A 26,834-nucleotide genomic window follows, 5' to 3' on the forward strand; every position below is an offset into this window, starting at 1 on the left:
AAAGATGGATAGGTATGACGTTGGCTTTTAACATGGGAATGTTAGGAGGAGGAGCGGTTTTAGGATATGCTGAAGGAACTCATTTTGGAATAAGTTTATCAAACGACAAAGAACCGGTAGAACTTCATGCAGATTCTTTAGAAATACGTGATAAAGAAGGGATAGCGCTTTTAAAGGGTGATGTTTCAGTGGTGCAAGGGGAACGTCTTTTACGGACGGAAAAATTAGTTGTTTATTACGATAAAGCCCATAAAGGAACGGATAGAAATAAGGAAGATACAAAGGCATCATCTGTTGCTTTTTTGGGTTCGTCGGGCATACAAAAAATGGAAGCCTTAGGAAAAGTCTATATAAAAATAGCGACGCAAATTGCTACGGGGGATAAAGGCGTTTTTGATGGAAAATCAAACATGATGAGTTTAACGGGGAATCATGTTGTATTAACGGATGGTGACAATGTAGCAACAGGATGCAAACTAACGGCAAATATGGAAAGCGGAAAAGCTTTTTTAGAAGGTTGTGAGATGGCTAAGAAAAAAGGTCGCGTTTCTATTATTTTAAAACAAAATCAAAAAAATGGCCATTAAGATTTCATGTTTGGAATCAAAAGAAAAAAACAGACTGATCAGTATGATCTTGCAAGTGACGCTTCAAAAAAGCGCTTAAAAGGGACTTTGATTGCCAGTCATTTAATTAAAGTTTATCGAGGAAGACCAACTGTTAATGGTGTTTCTTTTGGCATTCGCACAGGAGAAGCCGTTGGCATTTTAGGGCCCAATGGGGCAGGTAAAACAACTTGTTTTTATATGGTTACGGGGCTCATAAAAACTGATGGAGGATCCATTAAAATTGATGGATTTGATATTACGCATCTTCCGATGTATCAACGCGCACGTTTAGGTATTGGGTATCTTCCCCAAGAAGCTTCTATTTTTCGTGGTCTTTCCGTGGAAAATAACATTAAAGCTGTTTTAGAGGTTGTAGAGAAAAAACGTCTTAAACTACGAGAAGATTTAGATGCTCTTTTACATGAATTTAAAATTGATCATTTACGCAAAATGCCAGCCCTTTCTTTGTCAGGAGGGGAGCGTCGACGACTTGAAATTGCGCGCGCTTTAGCTTCTCGCCCCAATTTTATGTTACTTGATGAACCATTTGCAGGAATTGATCCTATCGCCATTTTTGATATTCAGCAGCTTATCCGTCATTTAACGCGGCGTGGCATTGGTGTTTTAATAACAGATCATAATGTGCGCGAGACATTAGGGCTTGTCGACCGCGCTTATATTATTCACAGCGGTAAAGTGTTAGTTCACGGTCGTCCTAATGATATTATCAACAACGTTGATGTTCGTAGAATTTATTTGGGAAATCAGTTTTCTCTATGATTTTATAGCCTTGATGCGTTTTCATTTAAGTTTCACAGAAACAACATAGTCGTTACAAACACTATTTTAAATAATCAAACACATTCCAAAGGAGGCAGATGAGGTTTTATTTTGATTATTAAGAAAGCATATTATCGATATATTTCTTTACAGAAACAAAGGCAATTGTTCTTTTGCTGTAGAAACCATGATAATGTTATTAAAGGCTATAAATCAATGAAAGAATACGACTTTAGGATAAATTTTTTTAATTGGGCTGTGTAATAGGATTTTCTCTGGCAGCTGTATTTATTACATTATTATTAAAAATCTCCTTATTTATGCCAAACTTCTTTTGTGAGTATAATCTAATAAATTTTCATTAAATGGTGCAAAGGGCTTCATCACTATAAGGTGAGTTTATTGTTTTATTGGTTGAGCTTACTCATGATTGTATCATAGAAAGGATATCACGAGATTAACTTAATAATTGAGTGATAAACGAAGCTGCAAATAAATGCGTGTGTTTTTAAAAGGTGAGAGATATTCATCATATTTTCTTTGTCGAATCAAAGCACATATCTATGATGCTTTTTTGGGTATTTTGTTTAGAGCATCTGTTATATATTGCGTTTATTTAATAGGAATTGTCGTGTTTTATTGGTTTGTACGGCGTATTTAAAAATAGGAGCGCGGCGACAGATATCAGGTTAAATCTATAACTCTTTTAAAATAATTATTAAATTTCTAAAAGCCTTTAGGTTCTTGTTATAAGGCTTTGTTTAAGCTATATAGTGATTTTCAAACTAAAGGTCTATTTTGCTCAATGCGCTTCTCATTCTATTAAGAGTTTATTTAAAAAGAAAGAAAACAACCTGATGGGGAGTTATAAATTAACTCTTGTGACAAGTTTAATAAATTTATGAATAATGCCGTTTTCTAGTGTCTTAAGGAAATTAATTTTATGAACAACTTCTTTTCTCATGCTGTTAATGAGGAGCTAAAAACTATTTATTGTTCTGTTAAAAGTGATATGAGACGTATTAAGCTATCACCCATTATAAATTGGAAAATAAAAACACATGCGATGTTGCGAAAAGTGCAAGAACTTTAAGTATCGATACCGTTTATAGGTTTATTGGTGAGCATTTGAGCGTGTAAGAGGAAAATTAAAGGATGAATTTGAGTGAGTTAATAGCACCGGAAGCAATTATTCCGGCTCTTAAGGCTAATTCGAAAAAACAAGTTCTGCAAATTTTAGCCGAAAAAGCGTCTCAGCTAACAGGTCTTAGTGAGCATGTAATTTTTGATATTGTTTTACAACGCGAGAAGCTTGGTTCAACGGGGCTTGGTGGTGGTATTGCTATTCCTCATGGAAAGTTACCTGATATTAATCGGATTATTGGTATATTTGCACGTCTTGAAAGTCCAGTTGATTTTGAAGCTCTCGATGACGAGCCTATAGACCTCGTTTTTCTCCTTTTGGCACCTGAAAATGCTGGTGCAGATCACTTAAAAGCTTTATCACAAATTGCACGTATTTTACGTCATGCTGATGTTGTGCAAAAATTGCGCACTACGCATAATGCCAATGCGCTTTATGCTTTATTGCTTCAAACTTCAGAATCAAATGCGGCTTAAAAGGGAGTATGAGTGTATAAATTGCTAAATATACACCATAGAGTGTAAAAAATAATATAATTTTTATCTTAGAGGAATGATAACAGCGAATTACTTTATGCGATAGTAAAAAATTGTTTCTAAGCAAACCTTTTTTTATGAGAAAGCGACAAAGATGAAACGTTTGTCTTTTATTTTTTTCATATATTTAAGGTACCTAATCGTTATGCTTTTGAATTCGTTTATCCTTTTATGCTATAAAATAATATCATGTGAAGTATAGTGAGATAAAGCATGTAAATTTCCTTCATACATTGAGTGCGTTTAGAATACTTCGTAAATATTCTTAAGCAGGAATTTCTCGTCGAATCTTTAATTTAAGTGAATCCTATGAATTTGAAGACGAGAGAAGCGCGATTGATAAAATCCGAACTGTTGATAGGCCAGATTGAGTTAAGAATCTTCACCCTTTGAGGGCGAATAAGAAATCAACAGAAAAATTTATTTTGTGCATAGAGATTTTTGTAACAGAAACGAAGATATTCTCTAACGCACTAATAATATGGTTAAGCTTGTATAATTGGTTAAAATCATTTTAGAAATTAACAATTGGAGATGAGATAGATAGAGAAATCGGAACATAAGAAACAAAGTTGCATGTTGTTATGGAGACAGAATCTAAGATTTCTATGTTTCATGATTTAATATGTTGATAATATTTGGTTATTTTTGCAAGATATTTTAAAGATTTATGAAAAGACGATATCATGACGATATTGAATACAAAGTATGAATACACTATAATGAGTGAAAGGTGGAGTATCTTACGGACCATGTATTGAATCTGTAAAGTTGAGAAGTGATATTCACGAGGCTATGAGATTTTTTGGGAGAGTGCAGGGTATATTTTCATCTTGTTTTGAAATCTTATTGCTTAAAGAGATCGTTTTTATGCAAAAACGAAATGAGCAATATGAGATCGGAAATGTTGTTTTTTAATGTAATTATTGAATAAAAAGTTCATATTTTGGTAACGATTAAAAGGTCACAATGGAACGTAAAAATATGTTCTGGTTTCTGTGAAAATATTTCGCTTATTGAAGGAATTAGGATAATTACACATGAGTATCGAGGAGTTTTTGTTTAAACTTTTCCAATGAAGAGAATCTTGTTAGAGATTAAAGAAGTGAGCTAAATGAAGATGTTTGAAAAGAATGTTATTGCTGCGTCTGTAATGGTTCTTGTTACAGCTGGAGTCGCGTGCGCACAAACGCCAAGCCGTTTAAATCAATTTGAAGCGTGGGGAGCTTATTCTTATAAATCGTCTCAAAATACGATTTGCTATGTGTTATCTGTTCCTTTGAAGGCTCTTCCAACGACGGTTAATCATGGTGATAATTTTTTCTTAGTTACCAAGCGTTCTCAATCGCCTGTTTCTTTTGAACCGCAGTTTATGGCTGGTTATACGCTTCAAGAAGGGTCGAGAGTGACGGTGACCATTGGAGATAAGGACTTTGATTTTTTCACGAAGGATTCCTCAGCTTGGTTGGCTTCATCAGAGCAAGAAAAGCAACTTGTTTCTGCTATGCGTGCTGGAAACAATATGACAGTGAAAGCAATATCAAAACGGGGAACGTATACCACCTATACTTATTCCTTAAAAGGGGTTACTGCTGCTTTAAATGCGGCTCAAAAGTGCCATTAAAGTTTTAATAACTTCTAGAATAGTAATGTAAATTGGGAAGCAATGGCTATTTCCTATGATCTTAGACCTGTTGGTTCATATGTAGCACGAAAAACAGATAATGTAATTGTGAAGGAGAGTTCTAAGCTCTCTTTAATTGGGTTATCGCAAGATGAAATAGTGCAAGCTTTAAAGATACTTGGTGTACCAGAGCGTCAAACGCGTATGCGTGCACGTCAGCTTTGGCATTGGCTTTATGTACGTGGCGTTTCAAATTTTGATGAAATGCGAAACATTTCTAAAGCAATGCAAGAAACACTTAAACGTCATTTTTCCATTGCACGTCCGGAAATTATTGGAGAACAAATATCAAAGGATGGTACACGTAAATGGCTCTTACGTTTTCCAGCACGGGGGGCTGGAAGACCTGTTGAAATTGAAACGGTTTATATCCCTGAAGAGGGCCGTGGAACTTTATGTCTTTCATCGCAGGTAGGGTGTACATTAACCTGCTCTTTTTGTCATACGGGAACGCAAGTACTTGTTCGCAATCTAACCGCGGAAGAAATTCTAGCACAGTTATTGGTTGCACGGGATTGTTTGGGTGATTTTCCTGATAAGGATACGCCTGATGGGGCAATTGTTCCTGTTGAAGGGCGCAAAATTACCAATATTGTTATGATGGGGATGGGAGAACCTCTTTATAATTTTGAAGCAGTCAAAAAAGCTTTATTAATTGCTTCTGATGGCGATGGGCTTTCTTTATCAAAGCGTCGGATTACACTTTCAACCAGTGGCGTTGTTCCTGGAATTATTCGAACTGGAGAAGAAATTGGTGTTATGTTAGCAATTTCACTCCACGCCGTACACGATACACTAAGGGATATGCTTGTTCCTATCAATAAAAAATATCCGCTTGCTCAGCTCATGGATGCTTGCCGTCAATATCCTGGTCTGTCTAATGCAAAACGAATCACATTTGAATATGTTATGCTGAAAGATATCAATGATAGTTTAGATGATGCTCAGCGATTAATACAGTTGCTAAAAGGTATTCCAGCGAAGATTAATTTAATCCCTTTTAATCCATGGCCAGGAAGTAATTATCAATGTTCTGATTGGGAACAAATCGAGCGTTTTGTCGATGTGCTCAACCAAGCAGGTTATCCCTCCCCTATTCGGATACCACGTGGGCGCGATATTTTAGCTGCGTGTGGTCAACTTAAATCTGTTTCAGAGCGTTTACGTAAATCTGAACGTTTGCAGTTGGAAAACGCTATAAACAGCAGGTAAACTCAATTTTCGGTTATAAGAAGATGGAGAGCAAAGCTGGTAAAGGTACCAGCGATAAGCCAATTTAAAAAGCGCATATAAAGAGGATTTTGTTTGAGACTTTTGAAAAGTTTATGCGCTATAAAGACTGTTGAAATTGTGATAGGGAGAGAAATAGGAATATAAGAAAGCCCTAAGATAAGTAACTTTTGCGTTGCCATAGGGTCATTCGCATTAATAAATTGCGGCAAAAAGGTTACATTAAAAAGAATAACTTTGGGATTTAAAAGATTAATTCCAATACCAGCAAGATAGTTACGTCTAGAGCTCTTGTATTGAGAGGATGTTTTTTCAATAGAAAATGTTGATTGTTTACGTAATGCTTGAATGGCAAACCATAGAAGATAAAAAGCGCCAGCAACTTTAAGAAGAACAAAAGCACGTGGTGAAGCAAAAATAAGAGCAGATAAGCCAAGTGCTACAGCTGTTACTTGAATAGCAAAACCCGTTGCACTTCCAAGAGCACACATAATACCAGCTTTTTTGCTTTGTGTAATGGTGCGCCCTATAGAAAGCATCATATCCGGTCCTGGAATCAGTGCTAAAATCAATGATGCCACAGAAAATTGTATCAAAATAGGCCATTCAGGAAAAAATGACATATAAACCTCTTTATTATTGTGTAAAAATATTCAAATAATTCACACTTCTTACAAAAAGTGCTTCTTTACACTTTCTTGTATTTTTTTGCATCTTTTAAATATTGTTCAAAAGGAATTTATTTTCATTATTTACACAGTTTTTAAGCTTTAAATTTTAAAAAATATATATGGTGGAATTTTACAGTGAAAAAGTGGCAAAATATTAGAAAAGTTGTTTTAGCTTATTCTGGGGGGTTGGATACATCTATTATTCTTAAATGGTTGCAAAGAGAACGGGGTGCTGAGGTTGTAACCTTTACAGCTGATTTAGGGCAGGGGGAAGAATTAGCTCTTGCGCGTTGTAAAGCAGAAATGCTGGGGGTGAAAGAAATCTATATTGAAGATTTGCGTGAAGAGTTTGTCCGTGATTTTGTCTTTCCAATGTTTCGCGCTAATGCAGTTTATGAGGGGAGCTATCTTTTGGGGACGTCAATAGCGCGTCCACTCATTTCAAAACGCTTGATTGAAATTGCTAAGGAAACGGGTGCAGATGCAATTGCCCATGGGGCAACAGGAAAAGGTAATGACCAAGTACGCTTTGAACTTTCTGCCTATGCTCTTAATCCTGGTATCAAAATTATTGCTCCGTGGCGGGATTGGGATTTTAAGAGTCGAACAGATTTGATTAATTTTGCACATGTCCATCAAATTCCTGTAGAGAAGGATAAGCAAGGAGAGGCACCTTTTTCGGTTGATGCAAATTTATTGCATTCGTCATCAGAAGGAAAAATTTTAGAAGATCCCGCAATCCCTGCTCCTGAATATATACATATGCGGACTCTTTCACCGGAAGCTGCTCCAGATCAAGCAACTATCATCACTATTGGCTTTAAAAAAGGCGATGCTGTTTCGATTAATGGGAAAAATTTATCTCCTGCAAATTTACTTACTGAATTAAATAATTATGGACGCGACAATGGTATCGGTCGGTTAGATTTGGTAGAAAATCGTTTTGTTGGCATGAAATCACGGGGCATTTATGAGACACCGGGAGGAACCATTCTTTTAACGGCGCATCGGGCAATAGAATCGTTGACATTGGATCGGGGAGCAGCGCATTTGAAAGATGAATTAATGCCGCGTTATGCAGAACTCATTTATTATGGTTTTTGGTTTTCACCTGAACGCAAAATGTTGCAGGCGGCTATTGACTTATCTCAAGAAAATGTTGAAGGTGAAGTGACAGTAAAGCTTTATAAGGGTAATGTAATTGTTGAAGGACGCCAAAGCAAAAAGTCACTATATTCCAGTCAATTAGTAACTTTTGAAGATGATGAAGGCGCCTATGATCAAAAAGATGCGGCAGGTTTTATTAAATTAAACGCCTTGCGTTTACGTACATTGGCAGCGCGTTCATCATAATTATAAAGAAATGATCGCATATTTCACTGACAGTATAACAAAAGGATATTTTTTGTATAAAAGGTTTTTATTTTGTCATTTTTCTAACTTATTGATGTTGGCAAAGTGGTTTGTTGTCCAACTTTTAGTTCAATGCTAGAAGATTTTTTTCTTGCTCATAAGTGTAATAAACGAAGCCTAGAATAATAGCAATTAAAACACCAATAACCAAAATGAGCAAATTACATTTCATAATATTTATACTTCATTGATATAAAAAAACACAAGTGAAAGAATAGGGCAGAAGTTAGTTATAGCAAGAGCATAATAAAAAGATTTTTGGCAGTTTTTCGCTTGCTATTATTGACGAATGAATCCAAGAACCATACACCATACCGTTAAAGAGTTTAATTTTTTAGGATAAAGATGATGATGCGTGATCAATATGATGCTCTTAGCCTTACGTCTGAATTGAGAGATGCGGCTGCTCAATCAAAAACTTGGCCCTTTGAAGAAGCACGTAAAATTATCAAACGGTATGAGAAAATAGGTTATCCAGAAAGTGTAATATTTGAAACAGGTTATGGGCCTTCTGGTTTGCCACATATTGGCACCTTTGGGGAGGTAGCACGTACAACTATGGTGCGCCATGCTTTCCATATTCTCACAGAGAATAAGGTGAAAACAAAACTGCTTTGTTTTTCTGATGATATGGATGGTTTACGTAAAGTTCCTGATAATGTGCCCAATCGCGAAGAGATGGAAAGCTATCTTGGTCAACCGCTTAGCCGTATACCAGATCCTTTTGGTGATATTTATCCTTCTTTTGGAGCGGCAAATAATGCACGTTTGCGCACTTTTCTTGATCGTTTTGGTTTTGATTATGAATTTGCGAGTGCCACTGATTATTATAGCTCCGGTCGTTTTGATGAAACACTTTTAAAAATACTTGCCTGTTATGACAAAGTCATGGCAATTGTTTTGCCAACATTGGGTGAAGAAAGACGGGCTACTTATTCGCTCTTTTTACCTATTTCTCCATTTTCTGGTAAGGTCTTACAGGTGCCGATGATTGCTCGCAATGTTGAAAAAGGCACTGTCACCTATATTGAGCCTGAAACAGGAGAAACCATTGAAACGGAGGTAACGGGTGGCAAAGTAAAATGTCAGTGGAAAGTGGATTGGGCTATGCGCTGGACAGCACTTGGTGTTGATTATGAAATGGCGGGCAAAGATCTTATCGATTCCACAAACCTTTCTTCTAAAATTTGTAAAACACTTGGTGGAAAACCACCAGAAGGATTTAATTATGAGCTTTTTTTGGATGATAAAGGACAGAAAATTTCTAAATCTAAAGGAAATGGCTTAACGATTGATGAGTGGTTAACATATGCACCAACGGAGAGTCTAGGTCTTTATATGTTTTCAAAGCCCAAAACAGCAAAACGGCTTTATTTTGATGTTATTCCCAAAGCTGTTGATGAGTATTATGCGCATCTTTCTGCTTATGGTCGCCAAAGTTGGCAAGAACGACTTAATAATCCAGTATGGCATATTCATAATGGTTGTCCTCCACAAGTTGATTTACCCGTCCCCTTTACTCTTCTTTTGAATTTGGTAAGTGCTTCAAATGCAGAGAATAAAGACGTTCTCTGGGGATTTATTTCTCGCTATGCGAAAGGAGCAAATGCACAAACTTATCCAGAACTTGATCGGTTAGTGCAATTTTCCCTTAAATATTTTGATTTTTTTGTTAAACCCAACAAAAAATTTCGAGCAGCAGATGATCGTGAACGGGAAACATTAGCGCAAATTGATGCAAAATTAGCCAGTTTGCCTGAAACTGCTGATAGCAATATGATTCAAAATGCACTTCTTGATGTTGCGCGTTTAATAGAACGCTATCAAGATCATAACAAAAAAAGCCCTGAAGGGGGGCCGGGTGTTTCAAATGTCTTTTTTCAAATGATCTATGAAGTCCTTTTAGGTCAAGAACGAGGACCTCGATTGGGGTCATTTATTGCCTTATATGGGATTAACGAAGTGCGTGCACTGATTTCTGAAGCGCTTGCGCGACCTGTGGAGGAATAATGGAAAAGCGTGTGCAAGAGGTAAAACGGCGTCGCACATTTGCAATTATCGCCCATCCAGATGCAGGGAAAACAACCCTAACAGAAAAGCTATTATTATTTGGTGGAGCTATTCAGCTTGCCGGAGAGGTAAAAGCGAAAAAAGACCGTATTCAAACCCGTTCCGATTGGATGCATATTGAACGTGACCGCGGTATTTCGGTTGTGACATCGGTGATGACATTTGAATATGAAAATCACATTTTAAATTTGTTAGATACGCCAGGCCATGAAGATTTCGCAGACGATACCTATCGCACGTTGACAGCTGTTGATAGTGCTATTATGGTGCTAGATGGTGCACGCGGAATTGAACCAAGAACACTAAAATTATTTGAAGTGTGTCGGATGCGCGATATTCCTATTGTTACTTTTATTAACAAAATGGATCGTGAGGCACGTGATCCACTAGAGCTTTTAGATGAAATTGAAGAAAAACTAGCCCTTGATACCGCACCAATAACTTGGCCCATTGGGATGGGTAAAGATTTTGTAGGAACATTTGATCTTCATCATAATCGGTTTCGTCAAAAAGATGATGAGGTAACACAACAGAAAGTTTCTGGCCCCCATGAGGTTATAAATCTGCTTCCTGAGTATCAACGTTCAACTTTTCTTGAAGGGGTAGAACTTGCACGAAATGCTTGCAAAAATTTTGATCTTCAAGCTTTTCGTGAAGGGCATATGACTCCGGTTTATTTTGGTTCAGCGTTACGCAATTTTGGGGTTCGTGATTTGATCAATGCGCTCATTGATTTTGGTCAAAGTCCTCGTGATCAGGATGCAGATCGCCGCAGTATTGTTGCAACGGAATCTAAAATGACAGGGTTTGTTTTTAAAATTCAAGCGAATATGGACCCTAATCACCGTGATCGTATTGCATTCTTTCGGGTTTGTTCTGGAACACTTGAACGTGGCATGAAAACAAAATTGGTGCGAACGGGAAAACCTATGACACTTTCAGCACCCCAATTTTTCTTTGCGCGTTCACGCCAAATTGCTGATCAAGCCTATGCTGGTGATATTGTAGGAATTCCTAATCATGGCACATTGCGTATAGGTGATACCTTAACAGAAGGAGAAGATATCCTTTTTAAGGGGGTACCCAATTTTGCACCAGAAATCTTGCGTCGTGTGTGTTTGGGTGATTCGATGAAAGCAAAAAAACTCAAAGAATCTTTGCAACAAATGGCAGAAGAAGGGGTTGTGCAATTATTTATCCCAGATGATGGTTCACCTTCGCTGATTGGTGTCATTGGTGCTTTGCAGATTGATGTTTTAAAGAAAAGACTGAAAATAGAATATGGCTTGCCGGTAAATTTTGAACCAGCACGCTTTAATGTATGTCGTTGGATATCAGCACAAAGCAAAGATGAATTGCAAAAATTTCTCAGCAGTCACCATTCTGCCATTGCCCATGATCTGGAGGGGGATCCAGTGTTTTTAGCAGAAAATCATTTTTCATTAAATTATGAAGCAGAACGAGCCCCGAAAATAAAATTTGCAACTTTTAAAGATTATCAAGTACGCTCTTAATGTAAAGAAGAATATTTTATGTAACAATTTGCTTGATAATGATTTTTCATATTGAGTGCGGAATCTGAATATTGTTACTTTTTTCTGAAAATGATGTAGCATGTAAAAAACACTTTTAAAGTGCGTTATATGAAGAAAAAAAGTAAATTTATTTATAATATTCAATAAGTTATAATATATTTGTAAAGTCTTTTTAAATTTTAATGTTTGTTTTTTAGTGCTTATGTGAGTTAAAGAACAAGTCGTAGCCAATTCTTCATTGAAAAATATCAGAAAAATTTTGATATTTTTTTCACGATGATTTGAAGCGTAGCGGATTTTTCAATATTTTAAAAATCTAAGCTAAAAATCTCCTTTATAAATAGAGCTTTTCAGTTTTTCATTGTATGAAAATTGTATACAGTCAAAATAATGCAAATAATCAATAAGATGGAATTTGTTGTCCAAAATATGAGATCATATGACTTATAAACCACGTGTCTTTTCTATTTCTCCGGGAACTGCTTTTTTGCCTCACTTTGTTGATGCGCTGCTCTCTGGTACTCTTATTGATAATTTTGCTGCCAATGGAGATATTCAAACGGCTCTTGCCGATAGCATTATTTATGTTCCGACTCGTCGTGCGGCTCGGGCTTTGCGTTTAGCCTTTGTTGAAAGAAGCGAGACACAATCAACCTTCTTGCCAACCATTCGTGCTCTAGGAGATATCGATGAAGACAGTTTCCTTTTTGTTGAAAATTATACCAGCGCTCTCGAACCGCCTATTGGAGAAAGCGAACGCCTGCTGCTTTTAGCGCGTCTTATTCGTCCATGGCGTGAAAATTTGCCTGCACATCTGCGTGCCATGTTTGGTACAGAAGATGTGCTTATTCCTGCGCATAGTGCTGATGCAATTTGGCTTGCTCAAGATTTAGCACATTTGATGGATGAAATTGAAACAGAAGAAGCAGGTTGGACAAAACTTAAAGATATTGCCCCTGATATGGTCGCTGAATGGTGGCAAATAACGCTGGATTTTCTAACGATTGTGACGCAAAATTGGCCACAAATCTTAATGGAAAGGCAGAGAAGTAATCCCGCTGAATGGCGTAATCAAGCGCTTACAATGCATGCAGAGACTTTACAACGTGTACAATCTGATAAACCGATCATTGCGGCTGGTGTTTCAGGTTCTATTCCTGCAGTTTCTCATCTTTTAAAGGTTATAGCTTCTCTACCAAAAGGGGCTGTTGTTCTTCCTGGCCTTGATTTTCATATGGATGAAGAACAATGGAATGCACTCAGCATAAGCAATAAAGAAAAAACAGCGAGTGATTTTTTTTATCATTCAGAAAATGTTTTTAGCCATCCTCAATATCATTTAAAAAAACTTCTTTCTCTTATGGAGTGTCAACGCGATCATGTTTGCGAAATTGGCCAACAAAGTGCAACAAAGAAAAGGCGAATGGCGCTTTTATCAGAAGCATTCCGACCAGCTTCTACAACAGATAAATGGATACAAATTGTCCGTGATGATTATGAGGAAATTTGTGCAGATTGGTCATTTATTGAAGCTATAAATGAACGTGAAGAAGCTCTCGCTATTGCTGTTGCCTTACGCAAGGCTATTGAAGAACCCAAAAAAAACGCAGCCCTTATTACAAATGACCGTAATTTGGCTCGCCGTGTTGCTGCTGAATTGCAGCGATTTGGTATTGAAGCAAATGATTCAGGGGGAATACCCCTTGCACAAACATTGCCTGTAACGCTCTTACGACTGATCTTAGAAAATGTATTGCAACCTGATGATCCCGTTGCTTTTCTTTCTCTTCTTAAACATCCACTGACAACACTCCAACAAAACCGTCATCGCTTACGCGAACTGGCAGAAAATTTTGAACTTTTTGTACTTCGAGGGAATACAGGGCGCATCAATCTTTATGAATGTGATCAATTTCTTGAAAAATGGATTGAAACATATTCCCATGATCGTTCTGAAATTAACGCTCTTGATCAGCAGAAATGTGAAGAAGCACGTTTCCTTTGTCAGCTTTTGAAGAAAGCTTTTGAACCTTTAGCTTTTCTCATGAAACAAGAAAAAGATTGCACTATCACTGAAGCTGCGATAGCAACTGTTGAGGTTTTTGAAAATTTTGGTCGCAATGAGGATAATTCTCTTGCCCATCTTTATCAACACGAAGCAGGGCAAGCTCTATCAAATTTTTTGCGGGAATTGGTCAGTGATCAATCAGGATTAACATTTCATCTTAGCGAATGGCCTGCTATGTTTTCTGCATTGATCGCAACGCGTTCCGTCACACCTTCACCTGGAGGACATCCACGTTTATTCATCTGGGGTACTTTGGAATCACGTTTGCAAACGGTTGATACAGTGGTTGTTGGCGGTCTTAATGAAGGGTCATGGCCGATATCAACCAAAAATGATGCTTTTTTATCACGACCGATGAAAATGATGTTAACGCTGGAACCACCAGAGCAGCGTATCGGTTTTTCTGCGCATGATTTTCAATGGGCTATGGGAATGGATAAAGTGGTGATGACTCGCGCATTGCGTGTTAATCATACCCCTTCTATTCCTTCACGCTGGCTACAGCGCATAGAAACCGTTGTAGGAAAACAGGTTTGGAAGCAAATTCGTGCACGAGGTAACATACTCCTCTATTGGACAAAGATGCTTGATCATACAAGCGTAAATTCTGAGGTGGAACGTCCTTGCCCTATCCCACCCCTTGAGATGCGACCGCGTCATTTTTCAGTCACTGAAATAGAAACATTGCGATATGATCCTTATGCTATTTATGCCAAAAAAATATTACGAATCAAACCCCTTAAAGCACTTATTCATGACCCCAGCACACTTGAGCGCGGAATACTTTATCACGCTATTCTTGCAAATTTTTGCACACAAATAAAAAATCCAAATACTGTAAATGCATTAGATGTCTTGCTTGCTATTGGACGTAAAGAATTTGATAAATTCAATTTTCCACCTGATATTGAAACAGTTTGGTGGAACAGTTTTGAAAATCTTGCTCCATTTCTTATTCAATGGGAAAAAAAATTAGGGCCGCGAGAGCGATATGCTGAAGTGGTCTCACAAAAAATCCCTATAGGGACTACAGGGGTAACCCTTTCAGGAAGGGCTGATCGACTTGATGTTTTGCCAGACAAAACGGTTGAAATTTTAGATTTCAAAACTGGAACCCCTCCTTTATCAAAACAAGTTCGCGAATTATTATTTCCACAATTGGCTTTAGAAACAGCTTTGCTGATGGAAGGGGCATTTCCAGATTTTCAAGATCTTACTCCCTCAAATTTATTTTGTATTCCCCTGAACGGAAAAGGTGAAATTAAATCCCAATCTATTCTTTTAAAGAAAAAAGAAGAAAAAACGTACCTTAGTGCCGTTAATCTTGGTGAAATTGCCTGGAAAAATCTTATTGCCCTTATAACGTATTATCAAAATCCACAACAAGGCTATCTCTCACATGCTGTTCCCATGGAAAAACGATATGAAGGGGACTACGACCATTTGGCAAGGTTATGGGAATGGTCAATTGATTTTCGTAAAGAAGAGTGATCATGACTTTTTTTTCTATTCCTCAAGCTGCTCTTGATGCACAAGCAACGGCAACACATCCCCAAAAAAACGTGTGGGTTTCTGCAAATGCTGGGTCTGGAAAAACCCACGTTTTAAGTGAACGTGTTATTCGTTTGCTTTTAAATGGTACGCCTCCAGCACGTATTTTATGCCTTACTTATACAAGAGCTGCTGCTGCTGTTATGCAATCACGAATTTTTCGCACACTTTCCAGTTGGAATGAACTCGATGATGCACAGCTGCAAGAAACCTTAACACGGTTTGAAAATAAAACCGTCAATGCGCAACAATTAACGTATGCACGACAACTCTTTGCTCGTGCGCTTGAAACGCCTGGTGGTTTAAAAATTCAAACGATTCATGCTTTTTGTGAATCTCTCTTGCATCAATTTATGTTAGAAGCCAATATTGCAGGACATTTTGAACTCCCCGATGATATCAGTCGCAAAAAATTACGACAAGAATCTCGTCGCCAACTTTTAGCATGTCGTGATGTACAACCTGCTTTGCAGCAGTTACTTCAAGTTATCAGCGAACATACTTTTAACCAACTTCTCGATGAAGCAGTTGAAAAGCAACATAAGCTCTTTGATTTTTTATTTTCTCTTCTATCTGAAAATGGAGAAGAAAAATTGCGAGCGCTTTTTAACTTAGCGCCCGATGAAACAAATCAATGCCTACAGGAACAAATTCAACAAACTGCGCGCCTTCCTCTTTATGTTCTTAAGCATTGTGAAACCAATGGCAGTCAACGTCTGAAAGATATTGTGGAAAAGTTTTCCCAACTAGAAAAGATGCGTGATGAGACCAATATTATCAAGGTTATTTCTGATATTTGTTTTACAACAAAAGGTGAGCCGCGTAATTTTTCACATTTATCTCGTAAAAAATCAGACGAAATTTGGCCTTTTATTCAACAAATGCTTGAAGATAAACAAAGCAAGCTTTCTGTTCTTTTAGAAAAATATCAATGTGCAAAGGTTGCCACTCTCAATATGGCTGCTTTTCAGCTCTGTGCCATTTATCTCAAAATCTATACGAATCTAAAAAAGGCCAATGGCTTATTAGACTTTGACGATCTTATTGAGCGTACACTTCATTTGTTACAGCGCAAAGGTGCAAGCCAATGGGTACACTATAAACTTGATCAGGGGCTTGATCATATTCTACTTGATGAAGCACAAGACACCAACTCTGAGCAATGGCAAATTATACAACTGTTGGCACAAGAATTTTTCTCAGGGTATAGCCAACGAACAAATATACGGACTCTTTTTGCTGTTGGAGATGAAAAGCAATCTATTTATTCTTTTCAAGGCGCTGCTCCAGAAAATTTTGCTGCAAATGGACGAATCATTCAAAAAAAAGTGCAGCAAACAAATCAGCAATTTGAAAAAATACAACTGCATTATTCTTTTCGCTCTACAGCAGATGTTCTTAAAAGCGTTGATCTTGTTTTTGAAACATCAGAAAATTATAAAGGACTTTCAGCAGAAAATACAAAGACGGTGCATGACGCTATCCGTGTTCATAGTCCGGGTGAGGTTGTTATATGGGATGCCATTTCCAAAGAAACAAGCGAATTTCCGCACGATTGGCATTTAAGTGTTGATCATTTAGATACCCCTGAAATCCGTTTAGCAGAAAAAATTGCTGAAATGATTGCTGACTGGTTACAAAAAGGCGAAATGCTTCCAGCAAAGGGACGCTTAATACGGGCAAGTGATATTATGATCTTGGTCCGTAAACGTGATAAATTTGTTTCAGCGCTTTCCCGTGCTCTTAAACACCGTAATATTCCTGTAGCAGGGGCTGATCGTTTACAACTCACCAAACATATTAGTATCCGTGATTTAATGGCACTTGGGCGTTTTGTTTTGCAGCCACAAGATGATCTTTCTCTTGCTTGCGTATTAAAAAGCCCCCTTTTTGCTTTTAGTGAAGAGGAACTTTATCAGCTTGCCGCACACCGAACCGGCTCTCTTTGGCAAAGTTTATGTGAGCACGCATCATCGAAAGCGTCTTTTAAAGATGCTTTTGAAAAGCTGAATCATTATAGGGCTTTAGTAGATAAAATACCGGTTTTCGAGTTTTATAGCCATATTTTGAATAATGATAAAGGAAGACAAAAAATTCTGTCTCGTTTAGGATCAGAAGCAAATGATGTGCTCGATGCTTTTATGGATTATACGCTTAACATTCAAAAAACAGGCTTACCAGGATTACAAGCTTTTTTAGAAACATTAAGTGCAAGCGAACCAGAAATTAAACGTGAATTTGAACAAAACAATGAAGAAATTCGTATCATGACGGTTCATGCCGCAAAAGGGCTAGAGGCTGCTGTTGTGTTTTTGGTTGATCCTGGTAGTGCGATTTGGCATTCGCAGCATGCGCCTCACTTGCTTAACGTTTCTTTAAACAATGTACAAGGGGACGGACAACAAGCTTTTATTTGGCGCCCCAATGAAAAGTTGGATACAAAACTCTCTAAGCAGGCAATTTCACATTTAAAAGAGCGTGCAGAAGAGGAATATAGGCGCCTTCTTTATGTAGGAATGACACGCGCTGAAGATCGTTTATTTGTTTGTGGATATAAAGGTAAAAAAACGTTCTCTGATACATGGCTACAACTGGTAAAAAAAGCCCTTGAACCCCATGCAGTTTCTATAAAAGGTCCTGCGGAGGATATTGCAGCTTGGCGTTATTGCATTACCCCTCCTTCTGCTGTTTCTATAAACCAAGAAGTCGCTTTCGCTAAGAGTCAAGACTTACCACCTTTGCCTGCCTTTTACTCCCATAAAGTACCAACAGAACCAGTACTCCCAAAACCGTTAAAACCTTCAGTTGCGAGCCTTTCAATTGAAGCTGATACAGAGCTTTCCTCAAGCTCAAAACAACTTTTCACTTCACCTGTTTTAGGAGAAATAAACACCAACAGAGCTTTTTTCATTGAATATGGTAAGCTCATTCATCGATTATTACAATATCTACCCGACTGCCCCCCGCAAAAACGTCAAGATTATGCTCGAAACTATCTCAATATCAAAGCCTCTCATTGGGATAAAAGCCAAAGAGAAGAGGCTCTTCGCCATGTTTGGAAAATGTTAGATCACATTTACCTAAGACCCCTTTTCTCGGAGTATTCACGTGCTGAGGTTCTCTTAATGGGTATTGTAAAAATTCGTGGAAAAGAACAAGCAATTTCTGGTCAAATTGACCGTCTCTACATCACAGAAAATAGCATTATCTTTGCCGATTTTAAAACGGGAATCCCACCAGAAAATGAAGCCGCTATTGCTCCTCATCATTGGTTGCAAATGGCTCTTTATCGAAAATTGTTGCAAGCCATTCATCCCAATAAAGATGTTCAAGCTCTGCTTATCTACAGTAAAGAAGCCAAAATTTTTAAACTTCCTCCAGAAAAGCTTGAGGCATTTCTTGATGAAATTGCCTTATAAGTTATTTTTTCCTTCCAAGTATCTTTACGCTTTTTTACTTTCATAAAATTTCTCAAATGAACACACTCCACAATTTTGGGTGCAAAAAAGCTCCTTAATAATTTATTTTTGCAATGACTTGATATGAATTGTTATCATACCAATCTATAAAAAATAACTATAAAGGATAAACCAATGACGTGTGTAAAAGTTGATAAGGACAATTTTGAAAGTGAAGTTCTAACCTCTTCCACCCCTGTTGTGGTTGATTTTTTGGCAGAATGGTGCGGTCCTTGCAAAATTATTGCTCCAATTTTGGATGAAATTTCAACGGAAATGCAAAACCAAGTTAAATTTGCCAAAGTAAATATTGATGAAAATCCGGAATTGGCTACCCAATATGGAGTACGCTCTATCCCTACATTATTAATGTTTAAAAATGGAAATGTTTCATCGAATATGGTTGGCGCTACCTCTAAAGGACGTCTTTCTGAGTGGATAAAAGATGGGCTTAGTTAATGCCATACATAGGGAACAATAAAGGAGAGACACTATATCTCTCCTTTTGGCTTTTTAAAAAAACATTCTTTTCTACAATATATTGTAAGAGCAATTCAATTAAATCAAAAAGTTAAATGCATGTATTTTAATGCTTTCTAAGAATCTATACTATTATGTATGATCATATTGATGTTCTTTTTATGTGCGAATTGCAAAAGACTGTTGCAAACGTTCGATGGAATATTGTGCAGATCTCAGTGTCACATGACGCCCATGTACTTTATATTCTAAGGTAAGTGCAAAAGTGGCCATCTCTAAAAGATCTGTACTTCTTTCTGGCCATTCAACCAGTAAAATGTTTTTCTCACGTGCTTCATGAAGCCCTAATTCATCAATTTCTTCTACCATAGAAAGGCGATAAAGATCAGCATGAATAATTTCAAACTGTGGAAGTTGATAGCTTTGCACAAGAGTAAAAGTAGGGCTTGGAACATCTATAGTGTTATCGTTTGCAAGCGTTTGGATGATTGTCCGTGCAATGGTTGATTTTCCAGTTCCAAGATCTCCTTGCAGCGTTACAAGATCCCCTGACTTTAAAGAAAGGGCTAAATTTTTTGCAAAAAGCTTTGTTGCCTCTTCATTTTCAAGGAAAAAATCAAAATTTATTAAGCGTTCCATTAAAAAATCTTATCTCCTTTGGAGAGTGGAAAAAAACACTTAACGGTTGTTCCTTTTCCAGAACCTGTAAGAATTTCAACATATCCACCGTGTAATTCAACGAAACTTTTCACAAGCGAAAGACCAAGCCCCGCTCCTGCACGCCCACCATGGTGTGAATGAGAAGAAAAACGTTTAAAAATACGATCAAGAATGTCTTCAGGGATGTCAGAGCCCTCATTGTGAACGCTAAAGACGATATTATCATCTTGTTCATCGACACAAAATTCAATCGTACTCGCCTCTGTTGCAAAATTAATAGCATTACTCAAGACATTTACAAAAATTTGATGTAAGCGTTTTTCGTCAGCAGAAATAGTGTTTAAGGAAGGAGAAATTTGTTGTAAAAGCGTAATATGACGTCCATTAAGGCGATCTTCTACACGGGCTACTGCTTGTATCATAACATCGGCAATGTTAACTGGTTTTATATCTAACTCCATAATTCCTGCATCAAGGGTGGCAAGATCAAGAATATCGTTAACAATATTTAAAAGAGTTCCTGATTCTGAATGAATATGCCCAAGATATTCTTGTTGGCGTTCATTGATAGAACCGAAAATTTGATCCCGTAAAATATCGGAAAATCCAATAATATTGGTGAGAGGTGTACGTAATTCATAGGAAACATGTTGGACGAATTCATTCTGCAAACGATCAGCGCTTTCTAATGCTTCATTTCTTTGTTGAAGAGCACGTGCTACATGGACAGTGTCTGTAACATTCACAAAAGTAAGCATTGTTTGTCCATCGGGAAGAGGGACCAGAGTATAGTCAATAATCATATCATTTTTAAGATCTATACGACCTGAAAATGTTTCACGTTTTTCAGCAAAACCGGTAATGAATTTGGTAAATTGATCCCATTCTTTCCCCAAGGTTAAGGCTGAACAATGGCTTTTTAACTGTGTAATATGGGTTCCTTCTACCATTAAATTATAAGGAAGCGACCACAATTTCGATAGGGAAGGATTCGATAAACGAAGGCGTCCATCAGTACCAAAAACGACCACGCCTTCAGAAAGTTTATCAAGTGTTTCACCTTGTATTTTAATAAGTGTATTATAACGGCGTTCAAGATCAATTTTTTCTGTAAGGTTTTCATAAAGCCAAGTGACCCCTCCTTGTGGATGAGGGTTCGAGACAATGCGCACCGTACGGCCATCTGGAAGATTCCAAATTTGTTGGTTTGATTCTGTTTGCCGATAGGCTTTAAAAAGTTCTTCTTTCCACGCGCGCCAATCAGGATGTTCAGCAATGAGTCCTTTTTCACGTAAACGTTCAAGAAATAATGTATGGCTTGGTTCACTTTCTAAAAAGGAACTCTCTAACGGCCATAAAATTTTAAAAGCATGATTGCAGAATTTTAATTTTTGGTTTGTATCAAAAATGGCTACAGCTGTTGAGATTTGGTCAAGGGTTTCACAATGGCTTTGAAGAACATATCTTAATTCATGAGCAAGATTTTCATAGGCACTGTCATCACGTGCAAAAGCGGCCATTCCTTCAGCTGTTGTGAGACGTGTGAGATGAAAACGGCGTCGTTCTCCATCAATGACGGTATGAACATGTTCTTGAAAAATAGTTTCTATTTCATCTGTTTTGCGTTGTGTGTTTTCATTGAAAAGATCGCCTACTTCATCACTATCTTCACGAAAGTTTGTCATTTCCCTAAAGGCGCGATTGATAAAACAAACTTTTCCTTCGCCATCTTTTATCCATACAGGCTCTTGAATAAGATCAAGAAGATTACGCTGCATTCTCAGTTCAGTAAGAATGCGAGCAATATCTTTCTGTAAACGAGCATTTTCGTTCTGCTGTTTTGAGGTATCTTGAAAACGAGCAATGGCAGCTGTTCTCGCGATAACCCCTGTAACTTGTAGCAGCACATTATTTGCGGTGGTGATAGAAAGTTCAAAAGGGTGAGATTTACAACGCAGTTGAGTCAACGCATAATCAAGTTCTCGCAGAGAATTTTCTTCAACCCAGAGTTCAAAGCGCTGAAAATCTTTCTGATCAATGCCTATTTTTTGCAATGTGGAAAGACCACCAACAACACGAGGTAAGGTTGTTGGATTTTCCCAAATAAGAAGGAATTGTTCAGTTTCTTCCAAAAGCCATTCATAATATTTAAGTTTTTCAGAAAAATCTGTCTGAATTATTTTAAAAGGCTTCTGTGCTACTTTTTTTGCATGCATAATAACAGCCATGCAGGTGAGCAATGAAGCACAAGAAATTCCTCCACACAGTGCTAAAAGCAGCCATGGACCATTTGGCAAAGTGAAGGAAAATGGTAAATAATCTTCCAGCGATTGAGCAACAGTACGTGTTGGAGAAAAAAAGAAAAAAAGGCAAAATATATACGTATAGATTCGAATCATTTTTTGAGCTTTTTCTTTGGGGGTATGGTCACCAAAGCTGAGCACGACATTTTTCCCTTTTTAAAAACCCAAGGAGGCATTTTAGTAACGATAATGGTTTGGTTTATAAGGTCCTTGCGGTGTGACTCCAATATAATTGGCTTGTTCTTCTGATAAAACAGTTAATTTTATTCCTAACCGATCAAGATGGAGACGTGCAACTTTTTCATCAAGATGTTTAGGTAAAAAAGTGACTTCATTTGTATAGTGTTCGGCATGGGTAAAAAGTTCAATTTGCGCTAAAACTTGATTGGTAAACGAGGCTGACATGACAAAAGAAGGATGCCCTGTCGCATTACCGAGGTTTAACAAACGCCCTTCAGAGAGCAAAATGATGCGTTTTCCATCGGGAAAGGTGATCATATCAACTTGAGGTTTAATATTTATCCATGGTAAACTTCTAAGAGCTGTGACTTGGATTTCATTATCAAAATGACCAATATTTCCAAGAATACACATATCCTTGACTTGTCGCATATGGTCTAGACGGACAACATCTTTATTACCTGTTGTTGTGATGATAATATCAGCGCTGGAGGCAGCATCATCCAAATTAACAACTTCATAGCCATCCATAGCCGCTTGAAGAGCGCAAATAGGATCAATTTCTGTTATTTTAACACGAGCTCCAGCACCAGAAAGAGACGCTGCTGAACCTTTTCCTACATCACCATAACCACAGACAATGGCTGTTTTACCAGCAATCATCACGTCTGTTCCACGTCGAATACCATCGACCAATGATTCTTTACAGCCATATTTATTATCAAACTTTGATTTAGTGACGCTATCATTGACATTAATAGCAGGAAAAGGCAGAAGCCCCTCCTTTTGTAATTGATAAAGGTGGTTTACACCTGTTGTGGTTTCTTCGCTTACACCTTTAATTGCTGCGCGTTGTCGTGTAAAAAATCCCGGTGTTACATCCATACGCTTTTGGATTTGTTTGAAAAAAATTTCTTCTTCTTCTGTTTTGGGATGTGAAAGGATATCTTTGTTTTGTTCCGCACGACTTCCCATTAAAATATAGTTTGTAGCATCTGCTCCATCATCTAAAATCATATTAGAAAGATTACCATCAGGCCATTGGAAAATTGCATCTATATAAGTCCAATATTCTTCCAATGTTTCACCCTTAACGGCGAATACAGGAATACCCGTTGCGGCAATAGCTGCTGCTGCATGATCTTGTGTAGAAAAAATATTGCTAGAGCTCCACCGTATATCGGCACCAATCGCTTTTAATGTTTCAATTAAAACAGCTGTTTGAATTGTCATATGCAATGAGCCAGAAATACGTGCACCACGCAAAGGTTGACTGGGGGAAAATTCTTTGCGACAAGCCATTAAGCCAGGCATTTCAGTTTCAGCAATATCAAGTTCTTTACGACCATAATCGGCAAGGGCAATATCTTTGACAACAAAATCTTGAGCTGTCATTCTTCATTCCTTTAAAACTAGTTTTTTAGAAGACGGTAGGAGAAATTAAAAAAAAATGCAAGATAAGAAGAAAACTTCTTTATGTGAAAAAGCTCTTTTAAAATCTCTCTAAATTTGTACAACAAATATGCATTTATGGCTCTGAGTAATGATGTTGCGAATAGGACAAGAGATCTCATGATAAGTCTTATCATAAAAACAAAATTCTATTCTTTTCACGTAATTTTAAAGCTTTTAAAAATCTCCAGAGGAGTACCTTTTAAAGGATAAAAATGATGCATTGCTTCATAGTTTTTATGAGATAACCAGATAGTATACTCTTATTCTATTCACGCATACGGCTGTTTAAAAAAGGCGTTATGCCCTTGTTTCATTCCATTATTAAGCTTTTTAGCAAAATAATATAATGCAAATCCATACATTGTTATCTTTATATTTATGAATAAGCCAATCCAAATCCAGTTCTTCTGGTTTCCTATGTTGCGTCTGCTCTTGCATAAAGACAGTTTATAAGAGATGCTTTTTTCCTGTTTTCAACGATTTTTATCAAAAGACTATAAATGTGTGAAGAAACACTTTTTTAATCCTGAATAGAGTATTTAAAATACAAAAACATCAATTTATTGAACATTCTGATTTTAAAATAACGAACGACAAGTGATGAATTATAAATCAAATAATTAACTCAGTTTTTGGAGAATTTATTTTAGACGAGTAAGTTTTGGGAAAATTGACCATGTGGACGAAATCTCCAGAGATAACTTGGCAAGAATGCAGCTATTGCCTTAGGAGTAATTCCCACACCTTCTAAAGTATATCCATTTTCAAGAGCTTCTTGAGAAACAATGTTATCCATTTGCAGAAAGCGTATCTGATTAGCCGTTACAAGTGTTGGTATAAAAGGCAATTTACCGATTGTTCCCCAAATTCCTCCAATCAATAAACCAGTAGAGAGAGGCATGGATAGGATTATTTTTTTACGGTGAATAATTTTGAGTATATTTTCAAGAGCATTTTGGAAGGTGATAATCTGTGGACCACCAAGATCGTAATTTTTCCCCCAAGCAGCTTGTCCATCTAAAGCGCGCGCAATAAACTCGGCAACGTCACCAACATACACAGGTTGCAATTTACTTTGTCCCCCTCCAAAAAGAGGCATAATGGGTAAAAAACGCGACAAATCTGCCAAGGTGTTAAAGAAACAATCCTCTGGTCCAAAGATAACGGATGGACGGATAATCATTGCTTGAGGATGCTTGTTATGAATGATTTGCTCACCCGTAAATTTGACATGCGAATAAAGACATGAAGTGTTCTCGTTAGCCACAAGTGTTGACATATAGATGAGTGGAATACCAGCTTCTGCTGTCAATTCAGCAACATTGTAAGAACCATCAATTTGTGTACTTTTAAAATTCGATTGATTTGCTTGTTTTAAACTACCAGGCAAAAACACTGCAGCATCAGCTCCAAGCAATGCGCGTGCAACAGAGGCACGATACTTTATATCTGTTTTAAGCATTTGGGTTTGCCCTACTTCTCCTATTTGGAGCATGTAATAAGCTTTTTGCGGACAACGAACAGCGATACGAACGCGATATCCCCGCTTAGTCAAAGTTTCAACGACATGACGTCCTACAAAACCAGATCCGCCAAAAACAGTGATAAGTTTAGGATGTTGATAAAGTGCATAATCAAGTTGCATGATTAAAAATTCTATCTTTCAAAGCTTTTAAAATAGCCAATTTCTAGCACGGTGGTGTTTTATTGTCACGCAAAATATCGCCCGCAAGATAAAGGGAACCTCCAATAAGGACAATAGCCTCTTTATATTCTTCCTTAATTTTATGCAAAGCATCTTGTAGGTGCACTTGGGGGGCTGCAAAGATTCCTGCTTGTTGCGCTGATTCAGCTAAATTTATTGGACAGATACTGGCATTATTGTCAATAAGCGGTATCGTATACACTTTATCGACAAGATTCGCTAAAGGACGAAAATAACCAACAGCATCTTTGGTATTGATCATACCAGCAATCATAATGATGGGACGATCTGTTTTTTTTCTCCATTGTTTAAGTTCAGCCGCAATAACTTTTCCAGCAGCAGGATTGTGACCACCATCGAGCCATAAATCAATATGAGGAGACTGTTGAACAACCAAATGTCCATGGGTGAGATGTTGCATCCGTGCGGGCCAATAAATATTTTTCAAAGCGTCATTTATGACTTGTTCTGAAAGTTGAAAACCTGCTTGATAGATGGCTTCAAGAGAAGCACCAGCATTGGTAACTTGGTGGTCTCCAATAAGGTTAGGAAGTGAAAGATCCATGAGACCTTGATTGTTTTGAAAAAACATACGTCCATGTTCTTTATAACTTTGATAATCTTGATCAAATAGAGAATAAGGTGCTTTATTTTTATCGGCAAGGGATATTAAAGTAGCAAGGGTTTCTTCATAATTTTGCTTTCCGATAACCACTGGAACATTTGGTTTGATAATCCCCCCTTTTTGGAAAGCGATTTGAGAAATTGTGTTTCCAAGAAAGTTCTCATGATCATAATCAATGGGCATAATAAGCGATACAGCTGGTTTATTAATGACATTGGTCGCATCAAAACGTCCTCCCAACCCAACTTCTAAAATGACAACATCAGCTGGATGTGCACTAAACAGCATAAAGGCAGCAGCTGTAAAAATTTCAAAAATAGTAATCACCTCTTGACGATTTACTTTTATAATTTCACAGATCGTTTCAGCCAATAAGGTCTCTGTGACAAGTTGACCTCCTCCTTTTTGGCCTAATCGGCAGCGTTCATTCCAGTTGACGAGATGCGGTGAGCTGTACATATGAACGGCGTATCCTGCACTTTCTAAAAGAGCACGACAAATCGCTGATGCAGATCCTTTGCCATTTGTTCCAGCAATGTGAATAACAGGGCCAAGTTTTAAATGTGGATTACCAAGATGCTCTAAAAGGCGAACAATACGTTCTAAAGAAAGATCAAATTTTTTCGGATAATTCTTTAGTAAATCATCCACCATCCTTTGTACTTGACTTTGTTGCAT

Annotated in this window: 17 protein-coding genes; 11 read left to right on the forward strand and 6 right to left on the reverse strand. The window is 37.4% G+C overall.

All coding sequences use genetic code 11. The annotated features are described in order from the left end of the window. Positions 1-14: 14 nt before the first annotated feature. The 5 genes from HWX04_RS00835 (at position 15) to rlmN (ending at position 5,964) form a co-directional block, all read left to right on the forward strand. A complete protein-coding gene (locus HWX04_RS00835; RefSeq protein WP_439330023.1) occupies positions 15-587 on the forward strand; it encodes an LptA/OstA family protein in 573 nt (190 codons plus the stop codon). A gap of 6 nt (positions 588-593) precedes the next feature. Then, on the forward strand, positions 594-1,388 hold the full coding sequence (lptB, locus tag HWX04_RS00840) for an LPS export ABC transporter ATP-binding protein (protein WP_175868356.1): 795 nt from the start codon (positions 594-596) through the stop codon (positions 1,386-1,388). Positions 1,389-2,543: 1,155 nt separating this feature from the next. Next, complete coding sequence (gene ptsN, locus HWX04_RS00845) at positions 2,544-3,008, forward strand: PTS IIA-like nitrogen regulatory protein PtsN (RefSeq protein WP_175868357.1); 465 nt, start codon at positions 2,544-2,546, stop codon at positions 3,006-3,008. Positions 3,009-4,188: 1,180 nt separating this feature from the next. Next, on the forward strand, positions 4,189-4,692 hold the full coding sequence (locus HWX04_RS00850; protein WP_175868433.1) for an invasion associated locus B family protein: 504 nt from the start codon (positions 4,189-4,191) through the stop codon (positions 4,690-4,692). Between the two features lie 42 nt (positions 4,693-4,734). Next, positions 4,735-5,964 (forward strand): dual-specificity RNA methyltransferase RlmN, encoded by a 1,230-nt coding sequence (gene rlmN / locus HWX04_RS00855; protein WP_175868358.1) that lies wholly within the window; start codon positions 4,735-4,737, stop codon positions 5,962-5,964. 2 nt (positions 5,965-5,966) lie between these two features. Here the strand turns inward: rlmN and HWX04_RS00860 are convergent, their stop codons facing one another. Next, on the reverse strand, positions 5,967-6,605 hold the full coding sequence (locus tag HWX04_RS00860) for a LysE family translocator (RefSeq protein WP_175868359.1): 639 nt from the start codon (positions 6,603-6,605) through the stop codon (positions 5,967-5,969). Between the two features lie 183 nt (positions 6,606-6,788). Between HWX04_RS00860 and HWX04_RS00865 the strand changes: the two genes are divergently transcribed. The 6 genes from HWX04_RS00865 to trxA all read left to right on the forward strand — a co-directional run bounded on the left by HWX04_RS00865 (position 6,789) and on the right by trxA (position 19,207). Further along, on the forward strand, positions 6,789-8,006 hold the full coding sequence (locus HWX04_RS00865; RefSeq protein ID WP_175868360.1) for an argininosuccinate synthase: 1,218 nt from the start codon (positions 6,789-6,791) through the stop codon (positions 8,004-8,006). A gap of 408 nt (positions 8,007-8,414) precedes the next feature. Next, positions 8,415-10,076 carry a lysine--tRNA ligase gene (locus tag HWX04_RS00870; RefSeq protein ID WP_175868434.1) on the forward strand — a complete coding sequence of 554 codons (1,662 nt, stop codon included), beginning with the start codon at positions 8,415-8,417 and terminating at the stop codon, positions 10,074-10,076. Further along, on the forward strand, positions 10,076-11,650 hold the full coding sequence (locus HWX04_RS00875) for a peptide chain release factor 3 (protein ID WP_175868361.1): 1,575 nt from the start codon (positions 10,076-10,078) through the stop codon (positions 11,648-11,650). Before HWX04_RS00870 ends, HWX04_RS00875 begins: the two co-directional genes overlap by 1 nt. 460 nt (positions 11,651-12,110) lie before the next feature. Continuing rightward, positions 12,111-15,230, forward strand: a complete 3,120-nt coding sequence (gene addB, locus HWX04_RS00880; RefSeq protein WP_175868362.1) for a double-strand break repair protein AddB — start codon at positions 12,111-12,113, stop codon at positions 15,228-15,230. Between the two features lie 2 nt (positions 15,231-15,232). Beyond that, positions 15,233-18,709, forward strand: a complete 3,477-nt coding sequence (gene addA / locus HWX04_RS00885) for a double-strand break repair helicase AddA (protein ID WP_175868363.1) — start codon at positions 15,233-15,235, stop codon at positions 18,707-18,709. A gap of 174 nt (positions 18,710-18,883) precedes the next feature. Next, positions 18,884-19,207 carry a thioredoxin gene (gene trxA, locus HWX04_RS00890; protein ID WP_175868364.1) on the forward strand — a complete coding sequence of 108 codons (324 nt, stop codon included), beginning with the start codon at positions 18,884-18,886 and terminating at the stop codon, positions 19,205-19,207. A 180-nt stretch (positions 19,208-19,387) separates the two neighbouring features. Here trxA and tsaE read toward each other — a convergent pair whose 3' ends face one another. From tsaE to HWX04_RS00915, 5 genes are all read right to left on the reverse strand, one after another. After that, entirely contained in the window at positions 19,388-19,855 is a 468-nt protein-coding gene (tsaE, locus tag HWX04_RS00895) for a tRNA (adenosine(37)-N6)-threonylcarbamoyltransferase complex ATPase subunit type 1 TsaE (RefSeq protein ID WP_175868435.1), read from the reverse strand. An 11-nt stretch (positions 19,856-19,866) separates the two neighbouring features. Further along, positions 19,867-22,332 carry a sensor histidine kinase gene (locus HWX04_RS00900; RefSeq protein ID WP_175868365.1) on the reverse strand — a complete coding sequence of 822 codons (2,466 nt, stop codon included), beginning with the start codon at positions 22,330-22,332 and terminating at the stop codon, positions 19,867-19,869. Between the two features lie 36 nt (positions 22,333-22,368). Next, positions 22,369-23,766, reverse strand: a complete 1,398-nt coding sequence (ahcY, locus tag HWX04_RS00905) for an adenosylhomocysteinase (RefSeq protein WP_175868366.1) — start codon at positions 23,764-23,766, stop codon at positions 22,369-22,371. Between the two features lie 706 nt (positions 23,767-24,472). Continuing rightward, complete coding sequence (locus tag HWX04_RS00910; protein WP_175868367.1) at positions 24,473-25,471, reverse strand: complex I NDUFA9 subunit family protein; 999 nt, start codon at positions 25,469-25,471, stop codon at positions 24,473-24,475. A gap of 43 nt (positions 25,472-25,514) precedes the next feature. Next, positions 25,515-26,834, reverse strand: coding sequence for a bifunctional folylpolyglutamate synthase/dihydrofolate synthase (locus tag HWX04_RS00915; RefSeq protein WP_175868368.1), 1,320 nt, complete (start codon positions 26,832-26,834; stop codon positions 25,515-25,517).

This window comes from Bartonella gabonensis (assembly GCF_903679515.1).
GTDB lineage: Bacteria > Pseudomonadota > Alphaproteobacteria > Rhizobiales > Rhizobiaceae > Bartonella > Bartonella gabonensis.

Excerpts from the sequence above, each read along its gene's own strand:
- HWX04_RS00835 (WP_439330023.1), top strand. The coding sequence starts at position 15 with ATGACGTTGGCTTTTAACATGGGAATGTTAGGAGGAGGAGCGGTTTTA.
- lptB (WP_175868356.1), top strand. The coding sequence starts at position 594 with ATGTTTGGAATCAAAAGAAAAAAACAGACTGATCAGTATGATCTTGCA.
- ptsN (WP_175868357.1), top strand. The coding sequence starts at position 2,544 with ATGAATTTGAGTGAGTTAATAGCACCGGAAGCAATTATTCCGGCTCTT.
- HWX04_RS00850 (WP_175868433.1), top strand. The coding sequence starts at position 4,189 with ATGTTTGAAAAGAATGTTATTGCTGCGTCTGTAATGGTTCTTGTTACA.
- rlmN (WP_175868358.1), top strand. The coding sequence starts at position 4,735 with ATGGCTATTTCCTATGATCTTAGACCTGTTGGTTCATATGTAGCACGA.
- HWX04_RS00860 (WP_175868359.1), bottom strand. The coding sequence starts at position 6,605 with ATGTCATTTTTTCCTGAATGGCCTATTTTGATACAATTTTCTGTGGCA.
- HWX04_RS00870 (WP_175868434.1), top strand. The coding sequence starts at position 8,415 with ATGATGCGTGATCAATATGATGCTCTTAGCCTTACGTCTGAATTGAGA.
- HWX04_RS00875 (WP_175868361.1), top strand. The coding sequence starts at position 10,076 with ATGGAAAAGCGTGTGCAAGAGGTAAAACGGCGTCGCACATTTGCAATT.
- addB (WP_175868362.1), top strand. The coding sequence starts at position 12,111 with ATGACTTATAAACCACGTGTCTTTTCTATTTCTCCGGGAACTGCTTTT.
- addA (WP_175868363.1), top strand. The coding sequence starts at position 15,233 with ATGACTTTTTTTTCTATTCCTCAAGCTGCTCTTGATGCACAAGCAACG.
- trxA (WP_175868364.1), top strand. The coding sequence starts at position 18,884 with ATGACGTGTGTAAAAGTTGATAAGGACAATTTTGAAAGTGAAGTTCTA.
- ahcY (WP_175868366.1), bottom strand. The coding sequence starts at position 23,766 with ATGACAGCTCAAGATTTTGTTGTCAAAGATATTGCCCTTGCCGATTAT.
- HWX04_RS00910 (WP_175868367.1), bottom strand. The coding sequence starts at position 25,471 with ATGCAACTTGATTATGCACTTTATCAACATCCTAAACTTATCACTGTT.
- HWX04_RS00915 (WP_175868368.1), bottom strand. The coding sequence starts at position 26,834 with ATGCAACAAAGTCAAGTACAAAGGATGGTGGATGATTTACTAAAGAAT.